Raw genomic sequence first — 24,947 nt, 5'->3', positions numbered from 1 at the left:
ATGACTATTCAATCCATGAGGTTTCTTAATGAAAACAAGTGATACGGTTCATAAAATTCGGAATGAGTTAATTCGACATATTGATGAAAAGACCCGGGAATCCAGCCAGCGTTTCTTTAAGGAAACAATCCATCCTTACGGGGTCAGGACTTCAACAGTGACTCAAATCGGTAAAGAAATTTACAAGGAAATACAAGATCATGATAAGTCCCTGATTTTTCAAATCTGTGAGGAACTGTGGAAATCCGGCCGGCTTGAGGAGTCCTTTATTGCCTGCCACTGGTCCTATTATGTGCATAAACGGTATGAACCGGAAGATTTCCGCATTTTTGAATCGTGGATTGACAAGTATGTGTCCAACTGGGCATCGTGTGATACATTGTGTAACCATTCGGTAGGAGCATTCCTTGAGATGTATCCAGAATATATCATCGAACTCAGGCGATGGGCTGGGTCCCAAAACCGCTGGGTGCGCCGAGCGGCGGCAGTATCCCTCATTATTCCTGCCCGTAAAGGGAAGTTTCACACTGAGATTTTTCGCATTGCCCATATTCTTCTCCAGGATCCGGATGATCTGGTCCAAAAAGGATATGGATGGATGCTGAAAGCGGCAAGCCAGGCAGATCAAAAAGCCGTGTTTGACTTTGTCATGGATCGAAAAGACAGGATGCCCCGGACGGCCCTGCGCTATGCTATCGAAAAAATGCCACAGGACTTGCGGAAAAAAGCCATGGAGAGAGAATAAAAATCTACATTAAGAATGAAAAGTTCTAACAACCTGTATCTAGCCTGGATTCTGTTGGTGTTGCTGGTATATCCACATTCCGTCTCTTTGTTTGGATCGACGCAATCAGACGCACATCAGGATGTTAAAATTTTCGTGCAACGACTGGATCAACGGATCCCGGAAGAAATGGAAAAATATGAGATTCCCGGCCTGTGTATAGCTCTTGTCCGCAACCATCAGGTCGTCTGGACCGGTGCCTATGGATTGGCTGATCGTGAACAGGAGATTCCCATGACAACGGATGCCCTTTGCCGCGTGGAGTCCATATCCAAATCGGTGACCGCCTGGGGTGTGATGAAACTGGTGGAGAAAGGACTCATCCGCCTGGAGGATCCTATCGGTTTGTACCTGAAAAAAACAGATTTTCCTGAGACTGATCCGGATTGGCGATCTGTCACAATCCACCAGCTTTTATCCCATACTGCCGGATTCCCCCTGGGCTCCATCGGTCCGGATGTTGAATATCCGCCATTCAGCAAGATGCCGGCGCCTGCAGAATATCTTACATCCGAAATTCAGGGACTTCATACACCCGGCCAAAAATTTGTCTATTCCAATGTGGGATTCAATACCCTGGAAATCCTCATTGAAAAAGTGTCCGGTCAGGACTTTTCTTCGTATATGACTGCAGAAATTCTCCTGCCCCTGGGAATGACCCGTTCAGGTTTTACCTTCAGTCCGGAAGAGCTTCCTGAAATCCCATCCGGATATGAAACAGATGGAACACCTGTACCACCTTATGTCTATCCGGTGCATGCATCAGGAGGACTCATGGCTCCGATAGATGATATCGCCCGTTTTCTCACTGCCGGAAAGAGGGGGGAGCAGCGTGTGCTGGATCCGGAAAGTCTGACGAAAATATTCACATCCCATACGGATGTAAAAGGACTTTATGGTTTCGTGTCAGACGGGTATGGATACGGACATTTCGTGGAAAGGCTTTCCGATGGGAGACAGGCCGTATGGCATGGTGGACAGGGTCACGGATGGATGACCCACTTTCATCTTTTACCGGGATCAGGGGATGGAATCGTGTTGTTGACAAACAGCCAGAGAAGCTGGCCCTTTTTTGGAAAAGTTCTCTTGGAATGGACCCGCTGGCTTGAAATTCCTCCTGTGGGGATGAGCCGCATTCTTACAGCCTCCCGGGTTTTCCTGGGCGTGATCATCCTGATTTTTCTGGCAGCCATTTTTCTCATCAGCTTTGTGATATACGGAATGATCCAGGAGAAATATCGTTTTCATCCCTTGTCCGAAAAAAATTGCTTAAAACGCCTTTTATCTGGCCTGGTGGGTATGGCAATTCTTGCACTGCTCCTGTGGGCTATTAAGCTGCCGTATTTTTTTCTTAGCTCTGTTTTTCCCGCTTCCACACCTTTATTAGGGTATGGACTTCTTCTATTGGCTGTGGGATTTATTCTTTCATCACTCTGTGTGGCGGGAAATGAAGAGCGGGATTGATTTGACTGCCTTCCCCGTGAAATGAGCGCAGAGGGGATTCGATTGATTCAAAAGACGCAATTCGCGAGCATCAAGTGTCAGGAATGTTCATTGAACCACACAACCAAATTCATAATTTTTTAATTTAATTCATCATTCATAATTATCCAATTATATGATTAATAATATTATCTTGCATCATGTAGCATTTCGCTGTATTTTACCCCCGGGGTGGGGGGCGCTATCTAATCGAAATCATATATTCCATCTCTCTAATAAACCCATCATCAGATCAGAAAAAAACCGCAGTCATTTTTCTGAAGCTGGAAGTTGGAAGCTGGAAGTTGGCGTCGCTTCGCTCCTGGGGTTTCAGTTGACAGTCAACAGTCGACAGTCGACAGTCGACAGTCGACAGTTTGTGACTTTCCGAAGTCCACTTCGCTCAGGTATGGGATTCAATCACCTCACTTCGTTCGGTGTTCAATTCCAGATATGCGGATTTCATTGGGTGAGTTCTTTTTTGAACACTGTGAAGCAGTGCTGGAATGCTGAGCACAGCGAAGCAATTGAACGGCACAAAGTGCCGCTTGAATTCTTGATTGCTGCTGTGCAGCATTCAATTCCATTATCTTTCATAAGCTGGTATCTTGATATGACTGCCGCAAAGTTTAAATGAGGACTGTATTTAATCCATTAAATTATTCGAAACAACACATATATGATTAACAATATTATCTTGCATTGTGTCGCATTTCGGTGTATTTTACCCCCGGGGTGGGGGGCGCTACCTAATCGAAATCATATATTCCATCTCTCTTATAATCCCGGTTAAAAAGCAGTTAAAGCCCCCAATTCTATTAATTATATTTAAGAAGTTAGAAATAGGGACAGGCCGTGGCCTGTCTGAAGCTGGCGTCGCTTCCGGTGTTTCAATCAAATCAATCCCCCAATCTCCCCAATCCCCTCATCACTGCCGACTGACGACTGTCGACTGTTTTTCACGGGTCTCGCTCCTCGTACCTCGTACCTCGCTACTGTCTTTCGACTTTCGACTTTCGACTTTCGACTGATGACTGACGACTGCCGACTGCCGACTGTCATCATTCATCATTATTTCAAAGCATATTGTATTTCAGAGAACAGTTCTTTCTCTTCCTTCACCGCTTTCTCACTCCCGAAGGTGCAATGAATGCCCTGGGAGACGGCGATTTTAAGGATGTCGGCGAATTTTCGGATATCTTCGGCGCTGCAGGAGACGATGTCTTCCCGTTCTTCCTGGATCATCTCGTCCGTGAGTCCCGTCAGATGCCGGATAAATGCCATGCCCCCTTCCTGGGAGACACTCATGGGGGTGTCCTGGCGTGCAATGGTCCCGATGATGATGTTGGTCATAAACTGTTCATCTGCATCAAAACGTGAAAGGTAATCGGGTATCATCCGGTAGGTTTCCAGGGTTTTGCCCAGTTTGGGATCCCGGTAGGAACTGAACAGAATTCGTCCGTTCCGTGAAAAGGTGCAGAAAGCCCCATATGCGCCCCCCTGAACCCGGACCCGGTTCCACAGGTAATCCAGGGAAAGGATATGCCGTAAGACATGGTATTTTCCGCTGAATTGCATGATATCCTCCGGTAAATAAGTCCCGAATACCACGTAATTCACATCTCCCGGTGTGTAAAAACCCCGGTTCGGCGGATTCAGGGGGAGTTTCCATGTCTGAGCCGGCAGAGCTCCTGAATTCAACCGGGATTCAAAGGATTTCAGATGTTTTGTGAAGGTTTTTATATCCTCTGTTTCACTGGTCAGGGCGGGAATCATTCCCTCTTTCCGGAATATGGTTTTCAGCAATCCTTCCAGGTTCTGCTTCAGACCGTCGTACCGTTCTTCAAAATGGGTATCCAAATCGGCAATCCAGGTGTAGAAATCATAACCATTGGTGATCTCTTCAAATTTTCCGAAAGGCTTCAGGGCGGCATTGACCTGTCCTGCCGCAAAGCTGTGACCGCTGTTCACCAGGTTGATCTCTGCATCGGAGCGTATTTCCCGGATCAGGTCGTGAATGCGCTTCTTTTCATCAAAGCGGGTTTGGGTGAGTATTTCTCCGGCAAGATCCAGGGCTTTATCGGTAAAGGTGGACAGATACCGCAGACTCACCATGAGTTTCGGCAGGAAATCATCCGGGTTTTGGACCGGCAATAGAGCGGATGTATTCACAGAAAATCCCCCGGTGTAAAAAAGCAGGTCGTTGGACAGATCCGTATAGCTCCGTTTTTCCGTGGAAAGCTGTCCCAAAAGGTCCGGAAGGAGTCCGGCTACCGGCAGCAGTTCCTCCGGTACGGCCGAGAGATCAAAGTAGAAGTTTGCGTACTGGATTCCCTTGGTTTCAGCAGGGTGTGTGAGGATTTTTCCCCCGTCCCATGGGATTTCCTCCACGGGAAAGGTCCTGGCTTTTTTCTGAATATCCTCACGGCTAAGACTGGGGATGGTGGCCAGATCTTCCGGAGAATCCGGTGTGTTTTGACGTTTGATTAGTTTCTGGGTGTTTTCCACGACGGATTTCAGTTCATCCGGGCTCATGGACTCTTTTCTTTTTTGGAGGGATTTGGATAAAGCCTGGATTTTTCGCTCCGAGAGTCCCGGCTCCGGATCCAGCCGCAGTTTCAGGGTGTGGGGATTGTTCAGGAAAATCTCATCGATCAGTGTGTGAAAGCGGTCTGTCTTCAGACTTTCACGGATTTCCTTAAATGCGGTGTCAAATTTCAGGTATGCAAAGGGATCCCCGTCGTACAGCCAGCTGTTCATCATGGCTTGGTTGTAAATAAGTCCAGTCGGCATGGAACCGAAATCCCCTTCCCGTGTTTTAAATTCAGCAATATTCAGGGATGCTTCCAGTTGTCGGCGATCCAGTCCGCCATCCCGGAGTTCTTCCAGCGTTTCCCGGACAATTGTTTCAAATTCATTTTCTTTGTCCGGGGAGCTGTGTTTCACAATCAGGGACATATAGGGCGCGAGCATATCCGATTCGTAAGAGCCAAAGACATCCTGCCCCAGGGAAGCGTCCCGGAGTCTGTTTTTCAGGGGGGATCCGGGTGTGTTCATCAGGTAGTGCATAAGGATGCTTCGCTCCATGGATTCTTTTGGACTCAGATTCTGTCCGCAGCCGTAGTGGAGGCTCAGGTAGGATTTTCCATCGGGGTTTTCACCGGCAGGGAGGGAGTAGGTTTCTACGGCGGCCTTTGTCCGGGTGAATGTGATGGGGACCCGGATGTCCGAATCGGGATCAATGGCGGTAAAATGATTCAGGTATTCACGGTTTAGAAAAGCAAGGTGGTTATCCATATCCCCATCCCCATAGATGAAAATCCGGCTGTTGGAGGGATGATAGTAGGTTTTATGAAATTGGATAAATTTTTCGTAGGTCAGCTGGGGAATTTCATCAGGGGCGCCGCCGGATTCCCAGGCATAGGGGGAATCAGGGAAAAGGAGCTGCTTGGAGCGGCGGTAGAGGACCGATTCAGCCGTGGAAAAGGCACCCAGCATCTCGTTGTAGACAACCCCGTTGATCGTCAGGGAATCCTCAGGTTTTTCCAGGTGATAGTGCCAGCCTTCCTGGTAGAAAATTTCCGGGACCTTGTCTATTTGGGGATACAGTACCGCATCCATGTACACATCCATCAGGTTCATGAAATCTTTGGGATTCATGCTGGCCACAGGATAAAGGGTTTTATCGGGATAGGTCATGGCATTGAGGAATGTATTCAGAGAGCCTTTAATCAGCTCCACAAAAGGTTCTTTCACCGGAAACTTCCGGGAACCACACAGTACCGAATGCTCCAGAATGTGAGGGAGGCCCGTATTATCCCAGGGCGGTGTACGAAAGGTGATACTGAACACCTTGTTGGGATCGGCATTTACCAGATACACCAGCTCCGCACCGCTTTGATCATGCCTGAAATGATAACCCGTACTGTGAATGTCTGTCAGTTCTTCAATCCTGTGAAGGGTAAATCCGTGATATGTTTCTCCTGTCTTATAAGACATGCTTTTCTCCTCTGTTTTCAATTAGGCAGGGTGAAAGATACGAAATGAATGGAGAATTGGGAATGGAGAATGGAAAAAAGCTCACTCGTTCGCTGCTCAAGGGTTCATGAGTTCATGGGTTCATGGGTTCAAGGGTTTCCCGACAAATCGGGATTGCACCGGCATGTCTGTTAATTTGACATGGGCAAGATCTCGTCTCCTTGTGACTTCGTCACCTCAGTGCCTTTGCTGCTATGCGGTAAGTAAAAATTTTTTTATTCACTAGGCATTGAAGATTAATTAATTTTCAAATTAAGATAAGAAAAGGAGAGACATGAGCAATACAGACATTTCCCAAAGGATTGAATCCCATTTCCGGAATCAGGTCCAAAAGGATAAAAGAGTGAGAAATGCATACCTTTTGGTTCACTCCGACAGGTTAAACGTAAGTTTAAATATTGCAGAAGGCAAATCAGGGGATATTCCCGCCAATCCCAAACAGCCGAATCATCTGGCCAGTGTGGGAAAACTCTTCACGGCAACGCTTATCAGCATCCTGTATGAACAAGGGAAGCTCGATTTTGATGACAGTATAGGCAAATACCTGGATGATGAACTGATGAAGGGACTGCATGTCTATAAAGGCAAAGAGTATTCTCAGGATATAAAAATCAAACATCTGCTGAAACAGACATCCGGTTTATATGATGTCTTTTATGACCTGTGGGAAAAAATGCAGAAAGATCCAACATTCAAAACAACACCCAGAGAGGCAGTCCTTTGGGGAAAAGACCATCTGAAACCGGTGGCCACTCCGGGGAAAAAGCATTCCTATACCGATACCAACTATTACCTGCTGGGATTTATCATAGAAAAGATCACGGATAAAAAATTTCACGACGTGATGCATGAACTCATTTTTGAACCCCTGGGAATGGATCATGCCTGTATGTACGGGTTTTCCAGACCGAAAAAGGAATCGGAATTTCCCCAGGCCGGATTGTATTTCAAGAATGTTGATTTCCGCTCTGTTGAAGGCGTCCATCAGATCGATTATGCCGGCGGCAGTGTGATGGCGCCCCCGGATGAATTTCTGCTCTTCATGAAGGCTCTGCTGAACCAAACACTCATTAAAAAAGAGACCCTTCATATCATGCTGAATGATGACGTCAACATGGGTTTTCCCATGGTTGGCTTTCGTTACGGATATTCCATCTGGAAAATGAAAACAATACCAGTCATAATGCCCAAAGAATATTTTGCCTGGGGATGTGTGGGTGTTACCGGTGCATTTATGTTCTATCATCCGGCAACCGAATCATACATCATAGGGACATTTAACGATTTTGCTTACCGGGGAAAAGCCCTGGAGTTTATGGCAAGAAAAGTAATTAAAGAGCTGTTAAAACATGCACAGAAATAAACTATTTAGATCAAGGGTAATCCTGTACCCTTTCTCCGGTCACCCGGGTGGAAGAGATTGTTAAAGCGCTCACATCGTGGATCTCTTGAATATCTTGTTTCTGTGTCGATACAGAATTAAAAAGACCCATTTTTGCAGTTATCTTTGTAGATATTTCCAGAGTGTATATTTTTGCAGATAATGGGGTAATGAAACAGGGAGTTGATATGAGCGGGAAATTATTAAAAAATCAAAAAATTAAACAACGGTTCGGATGGATAGGAGCATTTTGCCTGCTTCTTATTATCCCCATCAAAACAACGCGGTGGATGGATGAGAATTTAACTTCCTCTTTAATCGTTGGAATCGCACCCAGTTTTTTAGGCCCTGCGGGATTGTTGTTCCTTATAATATCTAATGTATCGAAGCTTTCACATCATGTTTTAATCCGAGTTACATGGGTTGTTGCTGCAATTGCTTTTGGGCTTGAAACTCTTCAGCTAATACCCAGGCCTGGAATTCTTGCAAAAGTTCATTATACCTTTGACTGGCTGGATCTGATTGCAAGTGGATTCAGTATTGGTCTGGCATTTCTTATTGCATATCTCGTGCTCAATCAAAATAGAAAGGATCACAAGACCCCCGGATAAGTAACACTTCCTCCTATCCTGAATATCCCATGCAGGTTTTTATCGGAGAAAAATATCCGTTCCTTACTTCAAAATGCACAGTAAAATATGTTTAAGTGATGCCAGATGGTATCACCGGGAAAATTGAAAACGGTCTTAAGATTTGGAGTGAAAAATGAAGATCTTTAAAACACCATGGCGGTTAAGCGGATTATCAGGACTTCTATTTGTGGGACTTTCCTTTTTTGCGTCGGGTATTAACAAGCTTCCACCTGTTTATACCATGGAAACTGCGGATTATTCCCAATGGTTTGCCCAAAATGGGGATTGGTTCCGGTTTGGACATGTCCTTGCAGGACTGGCATTCTTACTGTTTTATTTTCCTTTTTATGCAGGATTGTGTGAAAAACTGAAAGAAGCGGAGAGTAAACCGGCTATTTGGACCCGCGTGACATGGGCCGGTGCCATTATGTCCCCTGCGGCAGGAACGGTTGCCGGTGCGTTTATCATGGGACTGGCGTTGCTGGGTCCGGGTGTTGCCCACAATGTGGCCCGATTCGGAATTGCGGCGAACTATTATGCCTATGTGGTTTCAGGAGCCTATGGGGGAATTGCCATGATCGGCGCGGCTGTGATCATTTTACGCACCGGTGTTTTTATGCGCTGGCTGGGGTGGACGGGCTTGTTGACCGGTATTGCAGCAATCGCCAGTGTTGGCACATTGGTTGAAAACAATCCAAACGGGTTCTTTGGAACGTTGAACGGACTGGCATGGCTGATTTATTTCCTCTGGATTGCTGCCTTATCTGTCGCTTTGATCCGTATCCCCAGAGAAAAAACACCTACAGAGTAGTCGTCAATCTTCTTATTATTATGAATAACTCCTCTCATGTGGGATAACATAAAGTTAAATAAAAAACAAATATGTTAGGAGCTTTCAGGATGAAAGAAAATTTACATCGTACCGAATATTCACTTGGGATTATGGGTGCTGTTCTCATACTTCTCGGGACCATTTTTCCCACTCTGTTTGCTATTTTTCTTCGTCCCAAACAACCGCCGTGGGAAAGTGCTGCCGTGTTTGTCCAGCATTATGATGTGATACAAAGTCTTCCCTTTTATTTTGGCTATTTTCTGGTTGGAGGCAGTCTTATGCTTCTCGTTGCTGTGTATTTATGTTCCAAATCATCCTCCTTACCCCTGGCAGGTTTGATGTTTGGCAGTGTAGGCAGTGCCATTGTGGCCATCAATTACATTATACAAACAACTTATATTCCGGCAGTAGTTTCTGCATATACCCCGAATGATGCAGTCATGCTCCAGGCCATGTCCATGGCGAACCCCATGTCTTTGGCATGGGCTTTTGAAATGTGGGGGTATGGTTTTATTGGACTTGGTACGTGGTTTGCAGCTTCTTTCTTTAACTCAACGGGAATTGAAGGCTTCGCGAAAGTCCTGTTTATTCTCAATGGGATCCTGAGCCTGATTGGTGCTGTGTGGAGTGCCTTTGATTTAGGCTGGGTTTTAACACCTCCGGGCTATATCAGTTTTGCTCTCTGGAATGTGTTATATTTTGTGTTGGCAGCAGTTACGATCCGTGTATTTCTCAAACGAAAAAGGTCCTTAAATACGTGAAAAAACCATCCCAACAACCAACAACAACCATCTTTGCGGATTTAATTGCCCCCTGCGGTATGAACTGCCGGCTCTGCTGGGGATATATCCGGGAAAAGAATTCCTGCCCGGGCTGCCGGATGATCACGAGCACTGAGAGTCCGAAATCAAAACACCGCACGACGTGTAAAATCAGAAACTGCGACTATATCCAACAGGAAGAAAATACGTATTGTTCTGACCGCTGTCCCCGTTATCCCTGTACACGGCTGAAACAACTGGATCAACGATACAGAACCCGGTATGGCATGAGTATGATCGATAATCTTAAAATCATCCGTGAATCCGGGATTGGCCATTTCATCAAACATGAAGAACAAAGATGGATCTGTCCCCAATGCGGAGAGTTGATCTGTATCCACAGGCCGGGATGCCTTACCTGTGGATATGAACGGATCGTGCATAAAACAAATGTAAATACACCGTAATCATATCACCGCTTCACACTTGAATCCAGGAAAACATCCTTCGTTTTTATTGATTTGCCTGTGAATAGTTCAGGAATAATAAATTTTACATCTTATATATTTCAGTGGATTTTGTCCGATATTTATCTTTGAAAAGGTCCCTGTACAGATAACGCAAATCCGATGTATAGGGTCTTCAAAATGTGGAAAAACCCATTATTTTTTATGGTATCGCTGCTCGAATCCTTTTATACTTGGGTGTTTGATAAGGGGAAAACATGAACAAATATGAAAAAATGGAAGCAGAATGTCTGAGAGACAGAGAAATATCCAAAGTTCTCATTGATGAGTATTTAATCTATTATTGTGCAGAGAGGGAGGATCTGGAATCCAAATTTGCCAAAAAAATGAGTCGGTTCAACCATATCGCGGAGATGATGCCGGAGGGATGGGCAGGATGGCTGTTATCCCAATATGTGGCCTTTCAGCTTTTTAAAAAGGGGGGATACGCCCAAAAATACCTCTTCGATCCATCTTTCCCTTACCGGAACCAAGAGGATTTGAACTTTATAAAAAAATACATAAAGTATCCCTGGAAATTTTGCTTTTGTTTTATTGAAGATAGTCCGGCCCCCAACTTTTTTAATATGCTTGATTCTTTCACTGATGACACGTATTTGGTCTATTCACCATCCATCGAAAACATAACCAATTCACATCCAGTCACTCAATATTTCATGCTTATGCAGTATAACGGATCCTGCTGGGAAACCTATGGGACCATCGTCGATTTTCAGGGTATCACCATATCCGATATCTTGTTTTATGCCCGTCAGCTGGATCCATCGGTGAATGACCTTAAGGATATCCCGGAACTCATTGAACGGGATCCCATTCCTTTTGCCATGTTGCATGCGGGTTCCATGGTGCCGTTGATCTATGAAAAAGATTTTCTGTTGATCTTCAGCCGGATGGAATTTGTTCTGGATTCCTTTATTCCTGAAGATCATGCCGAACAGTTTACGATAGAAAAAAAGAAGCATTTATATCGATTATCTTTGAAAGGCATGGAGGGATTCCCCCACTTTGCGGCCATTTACTATAACAAAAACAAGCAATCCATGATGCTGACTGCCATGACCCTTGAGGGATTTGACGAGCTGGCGGATTACATAGAGCATATAGGGTATGAACTGCCCTATGAGGCCCTGGAAAGAGTGACTCCCAACATGTTGCATCTGACTGAAAATATCCTGGGATACAGCATTTCATTTTTTCCTTATGAAAAACACTTTGAATCATCGGAAAAAAAGTCCGGCATACCGGACGAAGATAATCTGAACCGGTTTCTGGATCAATGTATACAGGATATCAATGCCGGCCGTGAACCGGATATTGACGGATATGCCGCTCAATACGGAATCGATACGGAAACAGCCCGTAATCTTGTCTCGGGTCTACTCAACAGGCTTAATAATCTATTCAATTAATCTGAATTTGAAATAATTATCACCTACTTTGAAAAAAATGGCGCTACCTTTATCGGAACATCAAAAAAAGCATGAATAGCATAATTTCCCGCCTTTCATGAATCCCAATATTTGCCGGTATTCTGTTATACTGGCGTATTTTTGTTTTTCAATAATCGCCGGAAATTTGAAATATTGGTAAAAATTGGATTTGATTGGTTTGATTGCCTGTCCCGTGAAATGAGCGCAGCGTATTTCACAGTGGAGGTGCGAGGTGCGAGGTACGAGGTGCGAGAAAAACAGTCGGTAGTCAGCAGTGGACAGTCGGCAGTGACGAGGGGATTGGGGGGATTGGATGATTGAATAGATTGGGGGATTGATTTGATTGGTTTGATAGAAACGTCAGGAGCGCAGCGACGCCAACTTCCAGCTTCCAGCTTCTAATAAAGATGCGCAGCAGCGTTTGAACACCGAACGAAGTGAGGTGCTTGAATCCCATACCGGAACGAAGTGGACTTCCAATAGTCACAAACTGCTGACTGTCGACTGTCGACTGTCGACTAACGACTTCCAAGAGCGCAGCGACGCCAACTTCCAACTTCCAGCTTCTAAAAAAGCTGCGCAGCAGCGTTTGAAAGCTGCATTTGCCATCCACATTTCGTTTTACTAAGAGAGACAAAAGACGTAAATTACATTTATGAATGCAATAGATGCCGCAAAATATGTTTTATCTCATCCAATTATTCAACAGGATGAAATGACCCATCTCAAGCTGCAGAAGCTTGTTTACTATTTAAAAGTATGGTCAGTAGTTGATAATCATCCGGATCTGATTACCGGTGATTTTGTAAAGTGGAAGCTCGGTCCTGTGAATGTGAATATTTGGGAAAAGTATAAGAGTTATGGAAAAAAACCTATACCACACGAAACATGCCCGGATAATTATTTAAGCAGTTATGAAAAGGACTTTGTGGACTTCATCCTGGAAAATTATGTACCCATCAATGCATACTCACTATCGGCCATGACCCACAGTGAAGATCCATGGAAAAAAACACCGGACAATCAGGTCATTAAAGAAAACGCTATGAAACAATACTACTCAGGGACTCTTTTTGCCAGAAATTTTCCATTGGATTTAAACAATAAACCCTTTTACCCGCTTTATTATGACAGTCATGCGGCTTTTTATCTGGATATTCCGAAAAAAGACCAAGAAAAATTTTTGGTATTCGATAATTACATTCATTATAAAAAACTTAAAAAATTCCAACAAAATGAATTCCAGTCATTTGGATGCCTTCTTCAAATCCTGAAGTCGAAACAATAGCCTCCTTACTGAACGATTTTCCGATAAATGAGTCGAATGAATTTAATCCTGAAGATGTCATAAAGGAAATTAGTTCAAGGTATGATGATCTGTATAATTATTTTCTTAATGAAAATCAAATTCCATTGAGTCCTAAGGATTTTGTAAATATTATTAAATTTATTCATTTCAAATTATGTCAGGGTTTTTTTAATAATGCCGGAGAATTTCGGAAAGCATCTGATCCAAAAAATGGGATCATATATTTTGGGGGAATGGAAAGACACACGACATTGCCGAAATTTACAGGCACACCTCCGGATAAAATTGAATATGAAGTACAAAACGCGTGTTCTTTACTTAAAGCCAGTCCAAAATATCCGGTAAAAAATTCACTGCGATTTTATCAGGAGTTTGTATTCACGCATCCCTTAGTCGGCAGTGGACAGTCATCAGTCGACAGTCGATAGTTGGCAGTGACGAGGAGATTGGAGGGATTGATTCGATTGGGGGATTGGATTGGACCCCTTTTCACGCGTTACTCGTCACTTTTTCAGTCGACAGTCATCAGTCGAAAGTCGAAAGTCAAATATCGATTGAAACCCCAGGAGCGCAGCGACGCCAACTTCCAACTTCCAGCTTCCAACTTCCAGCTAGTCTTTTACCGGAACAACGCAGTGGAGTTTGAGGGGCGTTTTGGGAGGGGAAGGGGGTTAAGAAATAAAACACCAAACCGGAGATTATTGATATCCTTTTTTCGTTGTGAAGATTTTTTTATGATTCCAAAAACCCAAATTTTCCCTTGATAAGCGAATAAAAGATAAAGTATATTCTCCTAAAGCTATAGAAGATACTGTTGATTAAAATAATGATAACTGAATCTCTAAAGGAAATTTGTGGTTTAAGTGGAATACTGAAGGTATTTTTAAAAAAAACATATTCTCAAATATATTTATGTCATCAATTTTCTGGAATAAATACAACTGGGTTTATACAGACGTTAAATGAAATACCCAACTGTTTTAAATTTGTTCTTCCTCGCCATCCATGGCTCGGATATACTAAAATGTGCTATTAAAGAGGTTAATATGGAGATATATAAGAAAATATTCAGCGAATTAAGATATCCCGGACAAATAGACATTTTTGATGGACGATCAAAAATTGTTAAAGCATACTATCCTGAAAAGTTTAAACACTGGACAATAGAGAATAACTCTATTATTCGGTTGCATAATGTCCAGCCATATCAGAAGTCATTTGAAAACTTGCTAATCGAGCACAAACGACTTATCTATTCATTAGAAGATCCTTTTACCGAGAATCAATTTATTGATAAACTTTTAAGTTACAAGAAAAAGCTTGAAAAGATTATTTCAATACCAATCTACTCAAGGGTTGGTATTCGAGGTTATTTCAAGGTTGGCTATTTAAAACTGGAAGATTTTATTTCAAAATCAAAAGAGAATGTTCTTTTCTCATCTCAGTTTATGGAATGCATCAATAAAATATTAAATTTTTCAGATTTATATATAATTCTTCAGAATAGTAATTCAAGATTAAATATGGGCCCCATGAAGAAAGATGAACGAAATAATTATACAAATGAGTTTGTAGAGAATGAAAATATGGAAGATGATTATCTTTTATTGGATATCGATTGTTTTGAAACTGATGTTCTTCCAAAAGACTTAGATAGAACTGCAAAAAGAATATATGATCGAATGAATTCTATAAAAAGTAACTTAGTAAATTTCTTTGAGGTAGCTTTCAATGGATGATACATATGGAGACAAATACGCTCCGACTCAAAGCCCCAACATTAATATCAAAGTTGGTTTTACACCAAATGTTGATCAAACGAGAACAAGTTCAGAAAGTTCTTCAGAATTAGGAGAATCTTATAGTGGTTCGAATCTAAAGAGTGGAGGAGATCTAGTAAAAGCGATTATCGCAATAATTGGTGGAGTCGTTACTATTGGAGGATTAATCTGGTTCTTTGTTTCTATAATACTTAGTCAATCGGATATTAAATCAGAAATTTCAAATACAAATACAGCAGTAGAAAAATTTGAGACAAATTTTAACTACCATAAAGAATCTGTTAATAGTCGCTTTAATCAAATTGATGGTAAAATTAATGATATTGAGGAACTTATTGAAGAAAATATCGAACATCCGTAAGTGCTCAAATAGTACATCCTAGTACTTTTTAAATATTGTAACTGGTTGAAGTTGGGTACTTCATTTAACACGGGGTATATACGGTGTAGCTCCGCTCCTTGACCTTTGGGTAAACGCGTATACGTCCGGAATGTTATGCCTCAGGTTAAAAAAGGACAGAAAAATAAACTAAAAACTAAAATATGGCTTCAAAATACCAAGAAACTGAAAGAACAAAAGCTGAAAACTTAATAAAAAATGGAAGTCCTGTTTTTTATGGTGGTGCAGCTGGTAAATATTTCAGAACAAAGAATAGGGATTTTGTTCTGCAGGACAGTAAAAAAAATATTTTTGCTCCTATTTATAATGATGTAGTTGAATATTTTAAGAAAAATTCAATTTCATGGTGGGGTGGTAAGAATCCAACGGGTCATGTTTTATCTTCTCAGATTGCTTGTTTGAATCATTTATTCCAAATCAGAAATGACAAGTTAGCTGTTTTGACAATTCTTAAAAACATTTCGACTGACTTTATTGATGTTTTTCAAATAGATACTGATAAATTTTTACCTGCCTATATTCAATTCGAGGCAGTCAGTGATAATGATTATTTAAACGAAGGAAAGCCAACTCGTGGCAACAACTGTACCTCAATTGATGCTCTTATTTATGCAAAACATAAAAATGGAGAAAAATGGTTAATACCAATAGAATGGAAGTATACAGAATTCTACAATAATGCAGACAAGTCAATCGAAGAGAGCGACAAAAAATCCGTAGGATATATAAAAGAAGATGAAGCAAAAGGAAATGAAAGACTGAATAGATATTGCTACAATCCCAAAGGTAGATTAATTGATGACTCTAACTACCTTAAAACTATGAAGCAGTATAGGAACTCCGTTTATTTTTTTGAACCGTTTTATCAGCTAATGCGCCAGACTTTATGGGTTGAGCAAATGATAAAGAATAAAAATCAAGAAACACTTAAAGCAGACAACTTTATTCATTTGCACGTAATACCAGAGAATAATAGGGACCTACTGAAAAAAGTTTATAAGTGTAGTGGACTTGACATGGAAAAAACATGGAAAAATCAACTCATTGATCAATCCAAATATAAAATAATATCACCAGAATTATTCTTAGATGGAATTAACTTGCAAAAATATAAAGACCTATTTTATTATTTAAAGACAAGATATCAATGAGAAAAAAGCCCGAAAGTATAACATAAAATCATGCTAATACTAGGTGAAAGTAAATTCATTAAGACACCCTTCGATAGTGAACAAGAACTGGAACAGGTAGTTGTTGACAATTACGAGTATATTTTTGGCCCAACTTCAATATATTTACCGAAAACCTTGATTAAAACCGGAGATGGAACAGGAACCATTCCTGATGGTTTTGCAATCGATCTTGCATCAAAGAAATGGTATTTAGTTGAAGCAGAATTGCTTCATCATAATGTTTGGGGGCACATTGCTCCACAGATATCAAAGCAAGTAATTGCATCATTACAACCCATTTCAAAGAAAACAATTGAAGATTTGGCTGTTGATCAATACCAAAATAATGAAACAACCAGAGAAAAATTTGCCGAACAAAAAATCAAAGAAATTGATGTTAGAAAAATACTTGGTGAGATTTTAAACAAAGAACCTGTTATTGGCCTTCCGATTGATGCAATATCTGGAGATTTAAAGGAATGGGCAAGGACCTTGAAGTATAATGTCAAACTTTGGACAATAACAAAATATGTTGATTTTAATAATAAAAATTCTATTGCTTACGAATTTCCTGAAGAGTTTAAACCAATATTGGATACTGAAGAAGAACAAGAAAAGGATGAAAAAACCGGAGAACTTACAAGATATGAAGTCTCAATTTCAGATTTAATTGAGAATAATTTATTACTACCCGGTCAAAAACTAATAATGGAATATAAACCCAGACAAGGAAGTAAAAAGAAATACGAAGCAGAAATATTGGAAGACGGGGCCCTAAGAGTTCTTGATCAGGTTTATAGTAGTCCAAGTTATGCTGCACTCGCAGGGATTCAAGATGCTGGAAGTGACAGAAAAACTGTTAATGGATGGACTAGTTGGAAAACTGAAACTGGATTAACTTTATCCGAAATTAGAGAAAAATTAATCAATGAAGAATAGAACATGGCGGTAGGATAATGTATATGCCATAAGGGTTTCAGTGATTATTTAAGCGTTGTAGCCTACTTAAATTCTTATTTAACTTAACATGAAAACGCCTGAACACCCTTATTTGCCCTAGCACAACACGTAATAAAAAAATACCGCACCAAGACAGAACAAAGAAAATAAATGGTTAAGATAACAACATACAATCACAGCACTCAGAAAAATCCTGGTGTCTTTGACAGGCGAAGATAGTAAATGGTAAATATGGAGAATATCAGTGGCAAATACGGCAAATAATCACAATACCACCAAAGAACAGGAACGCGCGGAACTCCATCGGGCTATCTGGGGGATCGCCAACGACCTCCGGGGTAGTGTGGACGGCTGGGACTTTAAACAATATGTCCTGGGCATGCTGTTTTACCGCTTCATCAGCGAAAATCTGACCGCCTATATCAATAAAGACGAACGACGCGCCGGCAATCAGGACTTTGACTATGCAAAACTGTCCGACGATAAAGCGGAGTTCGGTCGCGCGGATACCGTGAAGGAAAAGGGATTTTATATTCTGCCAAGCGAGCTGTTTGTCAATGTCCGCGCACAGGCACGCCATGATGCCAATCTCAACGAAACACTGGCCGCCGTTTTCCGCAACATTGAAAGCTCGGCCAAGGGTTCTGAAAGCGAAGATGATCTGAAAGGCTTGTTTGATGACCTTGATGTGAATTCCAACAAGCTGGGCAATACGGTGGAAAAACGGAACAAGACACTGGCTAAACTCCTTGAGGCGATTGGTGATCTGAAACTGGGCCATTATTATGACAACACCATCGATGCCTTTGGCGATGCATACGAGTTTCTAATGACCATGTACGCGGCCAATGCGGGAAAATCCGGGGGTGAATTCTTTACGCCGCAGGAGGTCAGCGAGCTTTTGGCTTCTATTACAACGGTAGAGAAGAAAGAGGTCAATAAGGTCTATGACCCGGCATGCGGTTCCGGGTCGCTGCTGCTGAAGTTTGCCAAGATCCTGGGCAAGGAAAATGTAAGAATGGGGTTCTTTGGCCAAGAGGTAAATCTCACGATCTATAACCTTTGCCGCATCAATATGTTTTTGCACGATATCAATTACAATCATTTTGATATTGCCCACGGCGATACACTGACCGATCCGAAGCACTGGGATGATGAACCCTTTGATGCAATCGTTTCCAATCCGCCCTATTCCACAAGATGGGAAGGCGACAGCAATCCGCTGCTCATCAACGATCCGCGTTTTTCCCCGGCAGGCGTACTGGCACCCAAGAGCAAGGCGGATCTTGCCTTTACCATGCATATGCTGTCATGGCTTTCCACCAGCGGAACAGCGGCCATCGTTGAGTTCCCCGGCGTACTCTATCGCGGTGGTGCGGAACGGAAGATCCGCAAATATCTCGTTGACAACAACTATATTGATACCGTAATACAGCTTCCGCCGGATCTTTTCTTCGGCACGACCATCGCTACCTGCATTATTGTGCTGAAAAAAAGCAAGAAGGATAACAAAACCCTGTTTATTGACGCATCGGCAGAGTTTGTCCGGGGAGGCAATAAAAATAAGCTGACGGAGGAAAACCAGGCCAGAATCCTGGATGCCTTTAAAGGTCGGGAAGATGTTGAGTATTTCTGCCGGCTGGTAGATAACAGTGAAATTGAGGAAAACGACTACAATATCGCTGTTTCATCCTATGTAACACAAGAAGACACTCGTGAGGTGATTGATATTAAAAAGCTCAACGCCGAGATTGCAGATATTGTTGCCCGGCAAAACGAACTGCGCACGGCGATTGATGAAATCGTGGCGGATTTGGAGGGCAGCCGGTAATGAAAGAAGAGCAAAAAGGAGAACTGATCCTTTATCAGGCTGAAGACGAAACAACCAAAATAGAAGTCCGCCTCGAAAATGAAAATGTTTGGCTTACTCAAAAGATGATGGCCGAATTGTTTCAGACAACGCCTCAGAACATAACCATTCACCTGAAAAATATTTTTGATGAAGGTGAGCTACAGGAGGATGCAACGTGTAAGGATTTCTTACAAGTTCAAAACGAGGGTTCCCGAAAGGTTGAGCGAAGGCAAAAGTTTTACAACCTCGATGCCATTATTTCTGTCGGTTACCGTATAAAATCGCATATTGCCACAAAATTTCGTATCTGGGCTACTGCACGACTGAAAGAATACCTGATCAAAGGTTTCACCATGGATGACGAGCGGCTCAAAAATCTTGGCGGCGGGATTTACTGGAAGGAACTGCTCGACCGCATCCGCGATATCCGGAGCAGCGAAAAAGTACTCTACCGCCAGGTGCTGGACCTCTACGCCACCAGTGCGGACTATGATCCGAATTCAGAAGAATCTATTCGGTTTTTCAAGATTGTGCAGAACAAATTGCATTACGCTGCCCACGGTCATACCGCCGCAGAAATCATCGCCAAACGCGCCGACGCCGGAAAACCGTTCATGGGACTCCTTACCTTTTCCGGCGGAGAGGTCACCCGCAAAGATATCGGTATCGCCAAAAATTATCTCTCCGGAAATGAGCTGAAAAAACTCAATAACATCGTTTCTGCTTATTTTGACCTTGCAGAAGTCAAAGCCCTGAATCAAGAGCCGATGTATATGAAAAACTGGATCGCGCAACTGGACCGGCTGATACAGACTTTTGACGGAAAACTGCTGAATGATGCCGGCTCCGTAAGTCACGAGCAGGCGATGAAAAGAGTCGAGACTGAATACAGAAAATACCAGTCCGCAACCATCAGCGCGGTGGAACAGGCCTATCTGGAAACCCTGGAAAAGGCGGAGAAAAAAGTGAAAAAGAGCAGAAAAATCAAAAAGCCGGGTTCTGAATCAGGGAAATCATCATGAATAAGGTCGAACAGCTGATCGCCGAGCTTTGTCCCAATGGGGTGGTATTTCGACCTCTCAAAAATGTTGTCCGTATTCGCAACGGAAGAGATTATAAAAACTTTGGCGAAGGCTCAATTCCAGTCTATGGGACAGGCGGAATAATGACCCGAATTAATACGTCCGTTTATGAAAAAGCTTCTGTCTTGATCCCTCGTAAAGGTTCATTGAACAAACTATACTTTGTTGAAGAACCGTTCTGGACCGTAGATACAATTTTCTATACAGTGATTAACGAAGACTTTATTGTCCCGAAGTTCTTTTACTATTTCCTGGTAACTCAAAGGCTTGAAGATTTGAACCAAGCAGGGGGGGTACCAAGTCTCACACAGACAGTTCTAAACAAAATACCCATCCCCCTCCCCCCACTTCCCATCCAGGAAGAGATCGTAAACATTCTGGACACATTCACGGAACTGGAGGCGGAACTGGAGGCGGAACTGGAGGCGCGCAAGAAGCAATATGCATATTACCGCGATGAACTGCTGACCTTCGGCGATAAGGTGGAGTGGAAGACGCTGGGGGAATTAGGAACAATTAAGTCTGGTAAAAACAAAAGTAGGGCTAGCGATGGAGTGTATCCAGTATATGGGTCTACAGGAGCTATTGGATATTCAGATTCGTTTGCATACGACGGCACCTTTCTGCTTGTGGCAAGAGTTGGGGCATACGCTGGCCTAGTTAACAAAGTGGGCGGAAAATTTGATGTTTCAGACAACACACTAATGATCAAGTTAAATCCGAAAGTAAGTTTTGGGTATTTTTACCATTTGTTGAAAAATATAAATCTAAACCAGTACGCTAGTGGTGGTGGTCAACCGCTTATAACTGCGACCAAACTTAAAAATCTTTCCGTCCCAATCCCACGCCTCTCCGAACAAGAACGCATTGTCACCATCCTGGACAAATTCGATGCCTTAGTAAACGATATATCTGTTGGTTTACCTGCAGAACTCAATGCCCGACGCAAGCAATACGAATACTACCGCAACAAGCTGCTCACCTTCAAACCCCTGGAAGAGAACAATGCCGGATAACCTGCGCTACAACATGGTGGCGGAAAACCCGCAAAGCACGGTGGTGTCCGAATACACCCCCGTATACCGCAGCGCCACATCCTACCAAAGCGAAGCGGAGCTGGAGCGTGCCTTTATCCAACAACTTCAGGAGCAGGCTTACGATTATCTTGCCATACACAGCGAAGAAGACCTTGTTCAAAACCTGCGCGTGCAGCTTGAAAAACTCAATAATTACCATTTTTCCGACAACGAATGGAATCGCTTCTATACCGGTGAAATCGCCAACCCCAACCAAAGTATCGCCGAAAAGACCGAAACCATTCAGGAAGACTACATCAAGATCCTCAAACGCGATGACGGTACCGATAAGAACATCTACCTGCTCCGTAAGGACAACATTCACGACAACCGCCTGCAGGTGATCAATCAATATGCCACCGAAGACCCGCCTGCCGGGTCGCGGGCAGGGGGCCAAAGAGCCAACCGCTATGATGTAACAGTGCTGGTCAATGGCTTGCCCCTGGTACATATTGAGCTCAAGCGTCGCGGCGTAGCCATACAGGAAGCCTTCAACCAGATCAACCGCTATCAGCGGGAAAGTTTCTGGGCCGGATCCGGGCTCTTTGAATACGTGCAGATATTTGTTATCTCCAACGGTACGCACACCAAATACTACAGTAACACCACACGCTCTGAGCATATCCGGGAATCCGTTGAAGGCAGCATCAAAAAAGGAAAACGCTCCAGCAACAGCTTTGAATTCACCAGCTGGTGGGCAGATGCCACCAACAGACCGATCCCCGATCTTGTGGATTTTGCCAGGACCTTCTTTGCCAAACATGCCCTGCTGAATATTCTCACCCGCTATTGTGTGTTCACGACCGAAAAACAGCTTTTGGTCATGCGTCCCTACCAGATCGTAGCGACCGAAAAGATACTCAGCAAGATCGAGATCAGCACCAACTACAAGAAACTCGGAACGCTGGATGCCGGCGGTTATATCTGGCACACCACCGGCTCGGGAAAGACACTGACCAGTTTCAAAACTGCCCGTCTGGCAAGCAAACTGCCCTATGTGGATAAAGTGCTCTTCATCGTTGATCGTAAAGATCTTGATTATCAGACCATGCGGGAATATGACAAGTTTGAAAAGGGAGCGGCCAACAGCAATACCAGTACGGCAATACTAAAACGCCAGCTTGAAGATCCCAACGCACGCATTATCATTACCACCATTCAGAAACTGGACCGCTTTATCGGTCGCCATAAAGGCCATACCATATTCGACGGCCATATTGTACTGATCTTTGATGAATGCCACCGTTCCCAGTTTGGCGAGATGCATGCCGCCATTACCAAGGCGTTCAAAAATTATCATCTCTTTGGATTTACCGGCACGCCGATCTTTGCTGTGAATGCCTCCTCCGGTGGGCGTCCGGATTTCAAGACCACCGCACAGGCATTCGGGGAAAAGCTGCATACTTACACCATTGTGAATGCCATTGCCGACAAAAACGTTTTGCCTTTCAAGATCGATTACATTTCCACCCTGCGGGAAGCGGAAAATATTGAAGATAAAAAAGTGCGGGATATTGACCGGGAGGCGGCACTGGCCGCACCAAAGCGTCTGACAAATATTGTCGGGTATATCTGCGAGCACTTTGATCAGAAAACCAAGCGGAACAGTTATTACAAGCTCAAGGACCGCCGACTTGCCGGATTTAATTCCATCTTTGCCGTATCTTCAATTGACATGGCCAAAAAGTACTATGCGGAATTCCAAAGACAGCTCTCGGACGTGCCGAGTGACAAAAAGCTGAAAATAGCCCTTATTTACAGCTATGGCGTCAATGAGGAAGAAATAGACGGTGTGATCGATGAAAATTCCGAAGATACCCGCGGACTGGACCAAAGCTCCCGGGATTTTCTTGAAAACGCCATCCAGGATTACAATGCCATGTTTGGAACATCCTGGGACACCACATCTAATAAATTTCAGAATTACTACAAGGATGTCAGCGAACGGGTAAAGAACCGTGAAGTAGATATCCTATTAGTGGTCAATATGTTTCTGACCGGTTTTGATGCAACCACGCTCAACACCCTGTGGGTGGATAAAAACCTGCGCTTGCACGGGCTTCTGCAGGCATATTCACGTACCAACCGAATCTTGAACACCGTCAAGACCTTCGGAAATATTGTTTGCTTCCGCAACCTGGAAAAAGCGACCAACGAATCCATTTCTCTCTTTGGCGACAAGGAAGCCAGCGGCATCGTGCTGTTAAGATCCTATAACGATTACTATAACGGTTATAAAGAAGGCGACAAGGAAGTCCGGGGATATACCAGTCTGGTCGACGAGCTTTTGGCAAAATTTCCGATTGGCGTGCGGATTATCGGAGAACAAAAACAAAAGGATTTCATCCGGCTCTACGGTGCAATTTTACGGATAAGAAATATCCTGCTTACCTTTGATGAATTCAGCGGCAACGAAATTTTATCTGAGCGAGACATACAGGATTATCACAGTATTTACATAGATCTTTATAATGAATTTCGCAAGACAGGTGAAGGCGAAAAGGAAAATATCAATGATGACATCGTCTTCGAGATGGAGCTGATAAAACAGATTGAAATCAACATTGATTATATTTTGGGATTGGTTAAAAAATATCATGAAGATCACATCAAGAACCGCGAACTGCTTGTTGATATTAACAAAGCCATCGATTCCAGTGTTGAGCTGCGCAATAAAAAAGACCTTATTAACCAGTTTATCGCCTCCCTTGATATCCATTCGGTGGTAGATGAAGACTGGCAGGAGTATGTGGAACAGAAAAAGATCGAAGAGCTGGAAGAGATTATTGCAAAAGAAAATCTAGATCGGAAAGAAACCTATAAATTTGTTAGAAACGCATTTCGCAACGGCAGTGTCGCCAGTACAGGTACGGATCTGGCCAAAGTATTGCCACCCGTATCACGCTTTTCTCCCGGCGGGGAACGTTCGAAAAAACGCGAGAGTGTTCTGGATAAACTGTCGAGCTTTTTTGAACGGTTTTTTGATATTTCTCATGGAAAGTTTTAACAGGGGTGTGTGTTTAATTCGAAAACATATTAATGGTATCATAAAATAAGTTGTGTAAAGAAAGAAATGGCGGAACAGGATAAAATCAGATATCGCTTCTTATTACAGTTTCTCCGGTAAGCAACCTGGACGATGAAGACAAATGGGACATCATTCAGAATGACATGACTGACCGGTTCGTCCGACTTGGAAAGGTCATCAGGAATTATATTAAACAGTTTTAAAAACCAAAAAATAATGAAAAAACAATCTTTTTCCTTGATTGCCGGATTAAGGATAATGTATATTCGCTTAAAGCAATAGAAAATAATGTTGATTAGAATGATGACAACTGAGTATCTGAAAAAAATTTTTAGTTTAAAGAGAATACTTCAGGTTTTGGTAAAGGGAAAATATATACAATTGTGTTTAGCATCCCATATTGGTGAAATAAACACAATT

Annotated in this window: 19 protein-coding genes; 18 read left to right on the top strand and 1 reads right to left on the bottom strand. The window is 42.9% G+C overall.

Annotation, left to right across the window (positions count from 1 at the left end; all coding sequences use genetic code 11):
- The first annotated feature begins 28 nt into the window (after positions 1-28).
- Both strainIA91_RS07255 and strainIA91_RS07250 read left to right on the top strand, forming a co-directional pair.
- On the top strand, positions 29-745 hold the full coding sequence (locus tag strainIA91_RS07255; protein ID WP_400166117.1) for a DNA alkylation repair protein: 717 nt from the start codon (positions 29-31) through the stop codon (positions 743-745).
- Between the two features lie 15 nt (positions 746-760).
- A complete protein-coding gene (locus strainIA91_RS07250) occupies positions 761-2,248 on the top strand; it encodes a serine hydrolase domain-containing protein (protein ID WP_400166116.1) in 1,488 nt (495 codons plus the stop codon).
- 1,089 nt (positions 2,249-3,337) lie between these two features.
- On the opposite strand, the gene strainIA91_RS07245 is transcribed toward strainIA91_RS07250, so the two are convergent.
- The gene (locus strainIA91_RS07245) at positions 3,338-6,265 is read right to left on the bottom strand and encodes an insulinase family protein (RefSeq protein WP_400166115.1); all 2,928 of its coding nucleotides are present in this window, start codon (positions 6,263-6,265) and stop codon (positions 3,338-3,340) included.
- A gap of 313 nt (positions 6,266-6,578) precedes the next feature.
- Between strainIA91_RS07245 and strainIA91_RS07240 the strand changes: the two genes are divergently transcribed.
- From strainIA91_RS07240 to strainIA91_RS07165, 16 genes are all read left to right on the top strand, one after another.
- The gene (locus strainIA91_RS07240; protein WP_400166114.1) at positions 6,579-7,667 is read left to right on the top strand and encodes a serine hydrolase domain-containing protein; all 1,089 of its coding nucleotides are present in this window, start codon (positions 6,579-6,581) and stop codon (positions 7,665-7,667) included.
- Between the two features lie 206 nt (positions 7,668-7,873).
- The gene (locus strainIA91_RS07235; RefSeq protein ID WP_400166113.1) at positions 7,874-8,296 is read left to right on the top strand and encodes a hypothetical protein; all 423 of its coding nucleotides are present in this window, start codon (positions 7,874-7,876) and stop codon (positions 8,294-8,296) included.
- 154 nt (positions 8,297-8,450) lie between these two features.
- On the top strand, positions 8,451-9,128 hold the full coding sequence (locus strainIA91_RS07230) for a hypothetical protein (RefSeq protein WP_400166112.1): 678 nt from the start codon (positions 8,451-8,453) through the stop codon (positions 9,126-9,128).
- An 89-nt stretch (positions 9,129-9,217) separates the two neighbouring features.
- Positions 9,218-9,910: a hypothetical protein gene (locus strainIA91_RS07225; protein ID WP_400166111.1), complete on the top strand. Its 693-nt coding sequence runs from the start codon at positions 9,218-9,220 to the stop codon at positions 9,908-9,910.
- Complete coding sequence (locus tag strainIA91_RS07220) at positions 9,907-10,377, top strand: DUF3795 domain-containing protein (RefSeq protein ID WP_400166110.1); 471 nt, start codon at positions 9,907-9,909, stop codon at positions 10,375-10,377. The genes strainIA91_RS07225 and strainIA91_RS07220 overlap by 4 nt, the downstream gene beginning before the upstream one ends.
- A 257-nt stretch (positions 10,378-10,634) precedes the next feature.
- Positions 10,635-11,846, top strand: coding sequence for a hypothetical protein (locus strainIA91_RS07215; protein ID WP_400166109.1), 1,212 nt, complete (start codon positions 10,635-10,637; stop codon positions 11,844-11,846).
- Positions 11,847-12,522: 676 nt separating this feature from the next.
- Positions 12,523-13,155 (top strand): Panacea domain-containing protein, encoded by a 633-nt coding sequence (locus strainIA91_RS07210; RefSeq protein ID WP_400166108.1) that lies wholly within the window; start codon positions 12,523-12,525, stop codon positions 13,153-13,155.
- Positions 13,122-13,604, top strand: a complete 483-nt coding sequence (locus tag strainIA91_RS07205; RefSeq protein ID WP_400166107.1) for a hypothetical protein — start codon at positions 13,122-13,124, stop codon at positions 13,602-13,604. Before strainIA91_RS07210 ends, strainIA91_RS07205 begins: the two co-directional genes overlap by 34 nt.
- Before the next feature lie 618 nt (positions 13,605-14,222).
- Entirely contained in the window at positions 14,223-14,915 is a 693-nt protein-coding gene (locus strainIA91_RS07200) for a hypothetical protein (RefSeq protein WP_400166106.1), read from the top strand.
- Complete coding sequence (locus strainIA91_RS07195; protein ID WP_400166105.1) at positions 14,908-15,318, top strand: hypothetical protein; 411 nt, start codon at positions 14,908-14,910, stop codon at positions 15,316-15,318. The genes strainIA91_RS07200 and strainIA91_RS07195 overlap by 8 nt, the downstream gene beginning before the upstream one ends.
- A gap of 182 nt (positions 15,319-15,500) precedes the next feature.
- Positions 15,501-16,508, top strand: a complete 1,008-nt coding sequence (locus tag strainIA91_RS07190; protein WP_400166104.1) for a PGN_0703 family putative restriction endonuclease — start codon at positions 15,501-15,503, stop codon at positions 16,506-16,508.
- 30 nt (positions 16,509-16,538) lie between these two features.
- On the top strand, positions 16,539-17,468 hold the full coding sequence (locus strainIA91_RS07185; RefSeq protein WP_400166103.1) for a hypothetical protein: 930 nt from the start codon (positions 16,539-16,541) through the stop codon (positions 17,466-17,468).
- 265 nt (positions 17,469-17,733) lie between these two features.
- Positions 17,734-19,320: a type I restriction-modification system subunit M gene (locus strainIA91_RS07180; protein ID WP_400166102.1), complete on the top strand. Its 1,587-nt coding sequence runs from the start codon at positions 17,734-17,736 to the stop codon at positions 19,318-19,320.
- A complete protein-coding gene (locus tag strainIA91_RS07175) occupies positions 19,320-20,363 on the top strand; it encodes a virulence RhuM family protein (RefSeq protein WP_400166101.1) in 1,044 nt (347 codons plus the stop codon). The genes strainIA91_RS07180 and strainIA91_RS07175 overlap by 1 nt, the downstream gene beginning before the upstream one ends.
- On the top strand, positions 20,360-21,439 hold the full coding sequence (locus strainIA91_RS07170; RefSeq protein ID WP_400166100.1) for a restriction endonuclease subunit S: 1,080 nt from the start codon (positions 20,360-20,362) through the stop codon (positions 21,437-21,439). Before strainIA91_RS07175 ends, strainIA91_RS07170 begins: the two co-directional genes overlap by 4 nt.
- Entirely contained in the window at positions 21,429-24,506 is a 3,078-nt protein-coding gene (locus strainIA91_RS07165; protein WP_400166099.1) for a type I restriction endonuclease subunit R, read from the top strand. The genes strainIA91_RS07170 and strainIA91_RS07165 overlap by 11 nt, the downstream gene beginning before the upstream one ends.
- The last annotated feature ends 441 nt before the right edge of the window (positions 24,507-24,947 follow it).

The sequence above is a fragment of the Candidatus Neomarinimicrobiota bacterium genome (assembly GCA_041154365.1).
GTDB classification, from domain to species: Bacteria; Fidelibacterota; Fidelibacteria; order Fidelibacterales; family Fidelibacteraceae; genus Fidelibacter; species Fidelibacter multiformis.
Note: the sequence above shows the minus strand (reverse complement) of the source record. Positions and strands in the feature narration are given on the sequence as shown.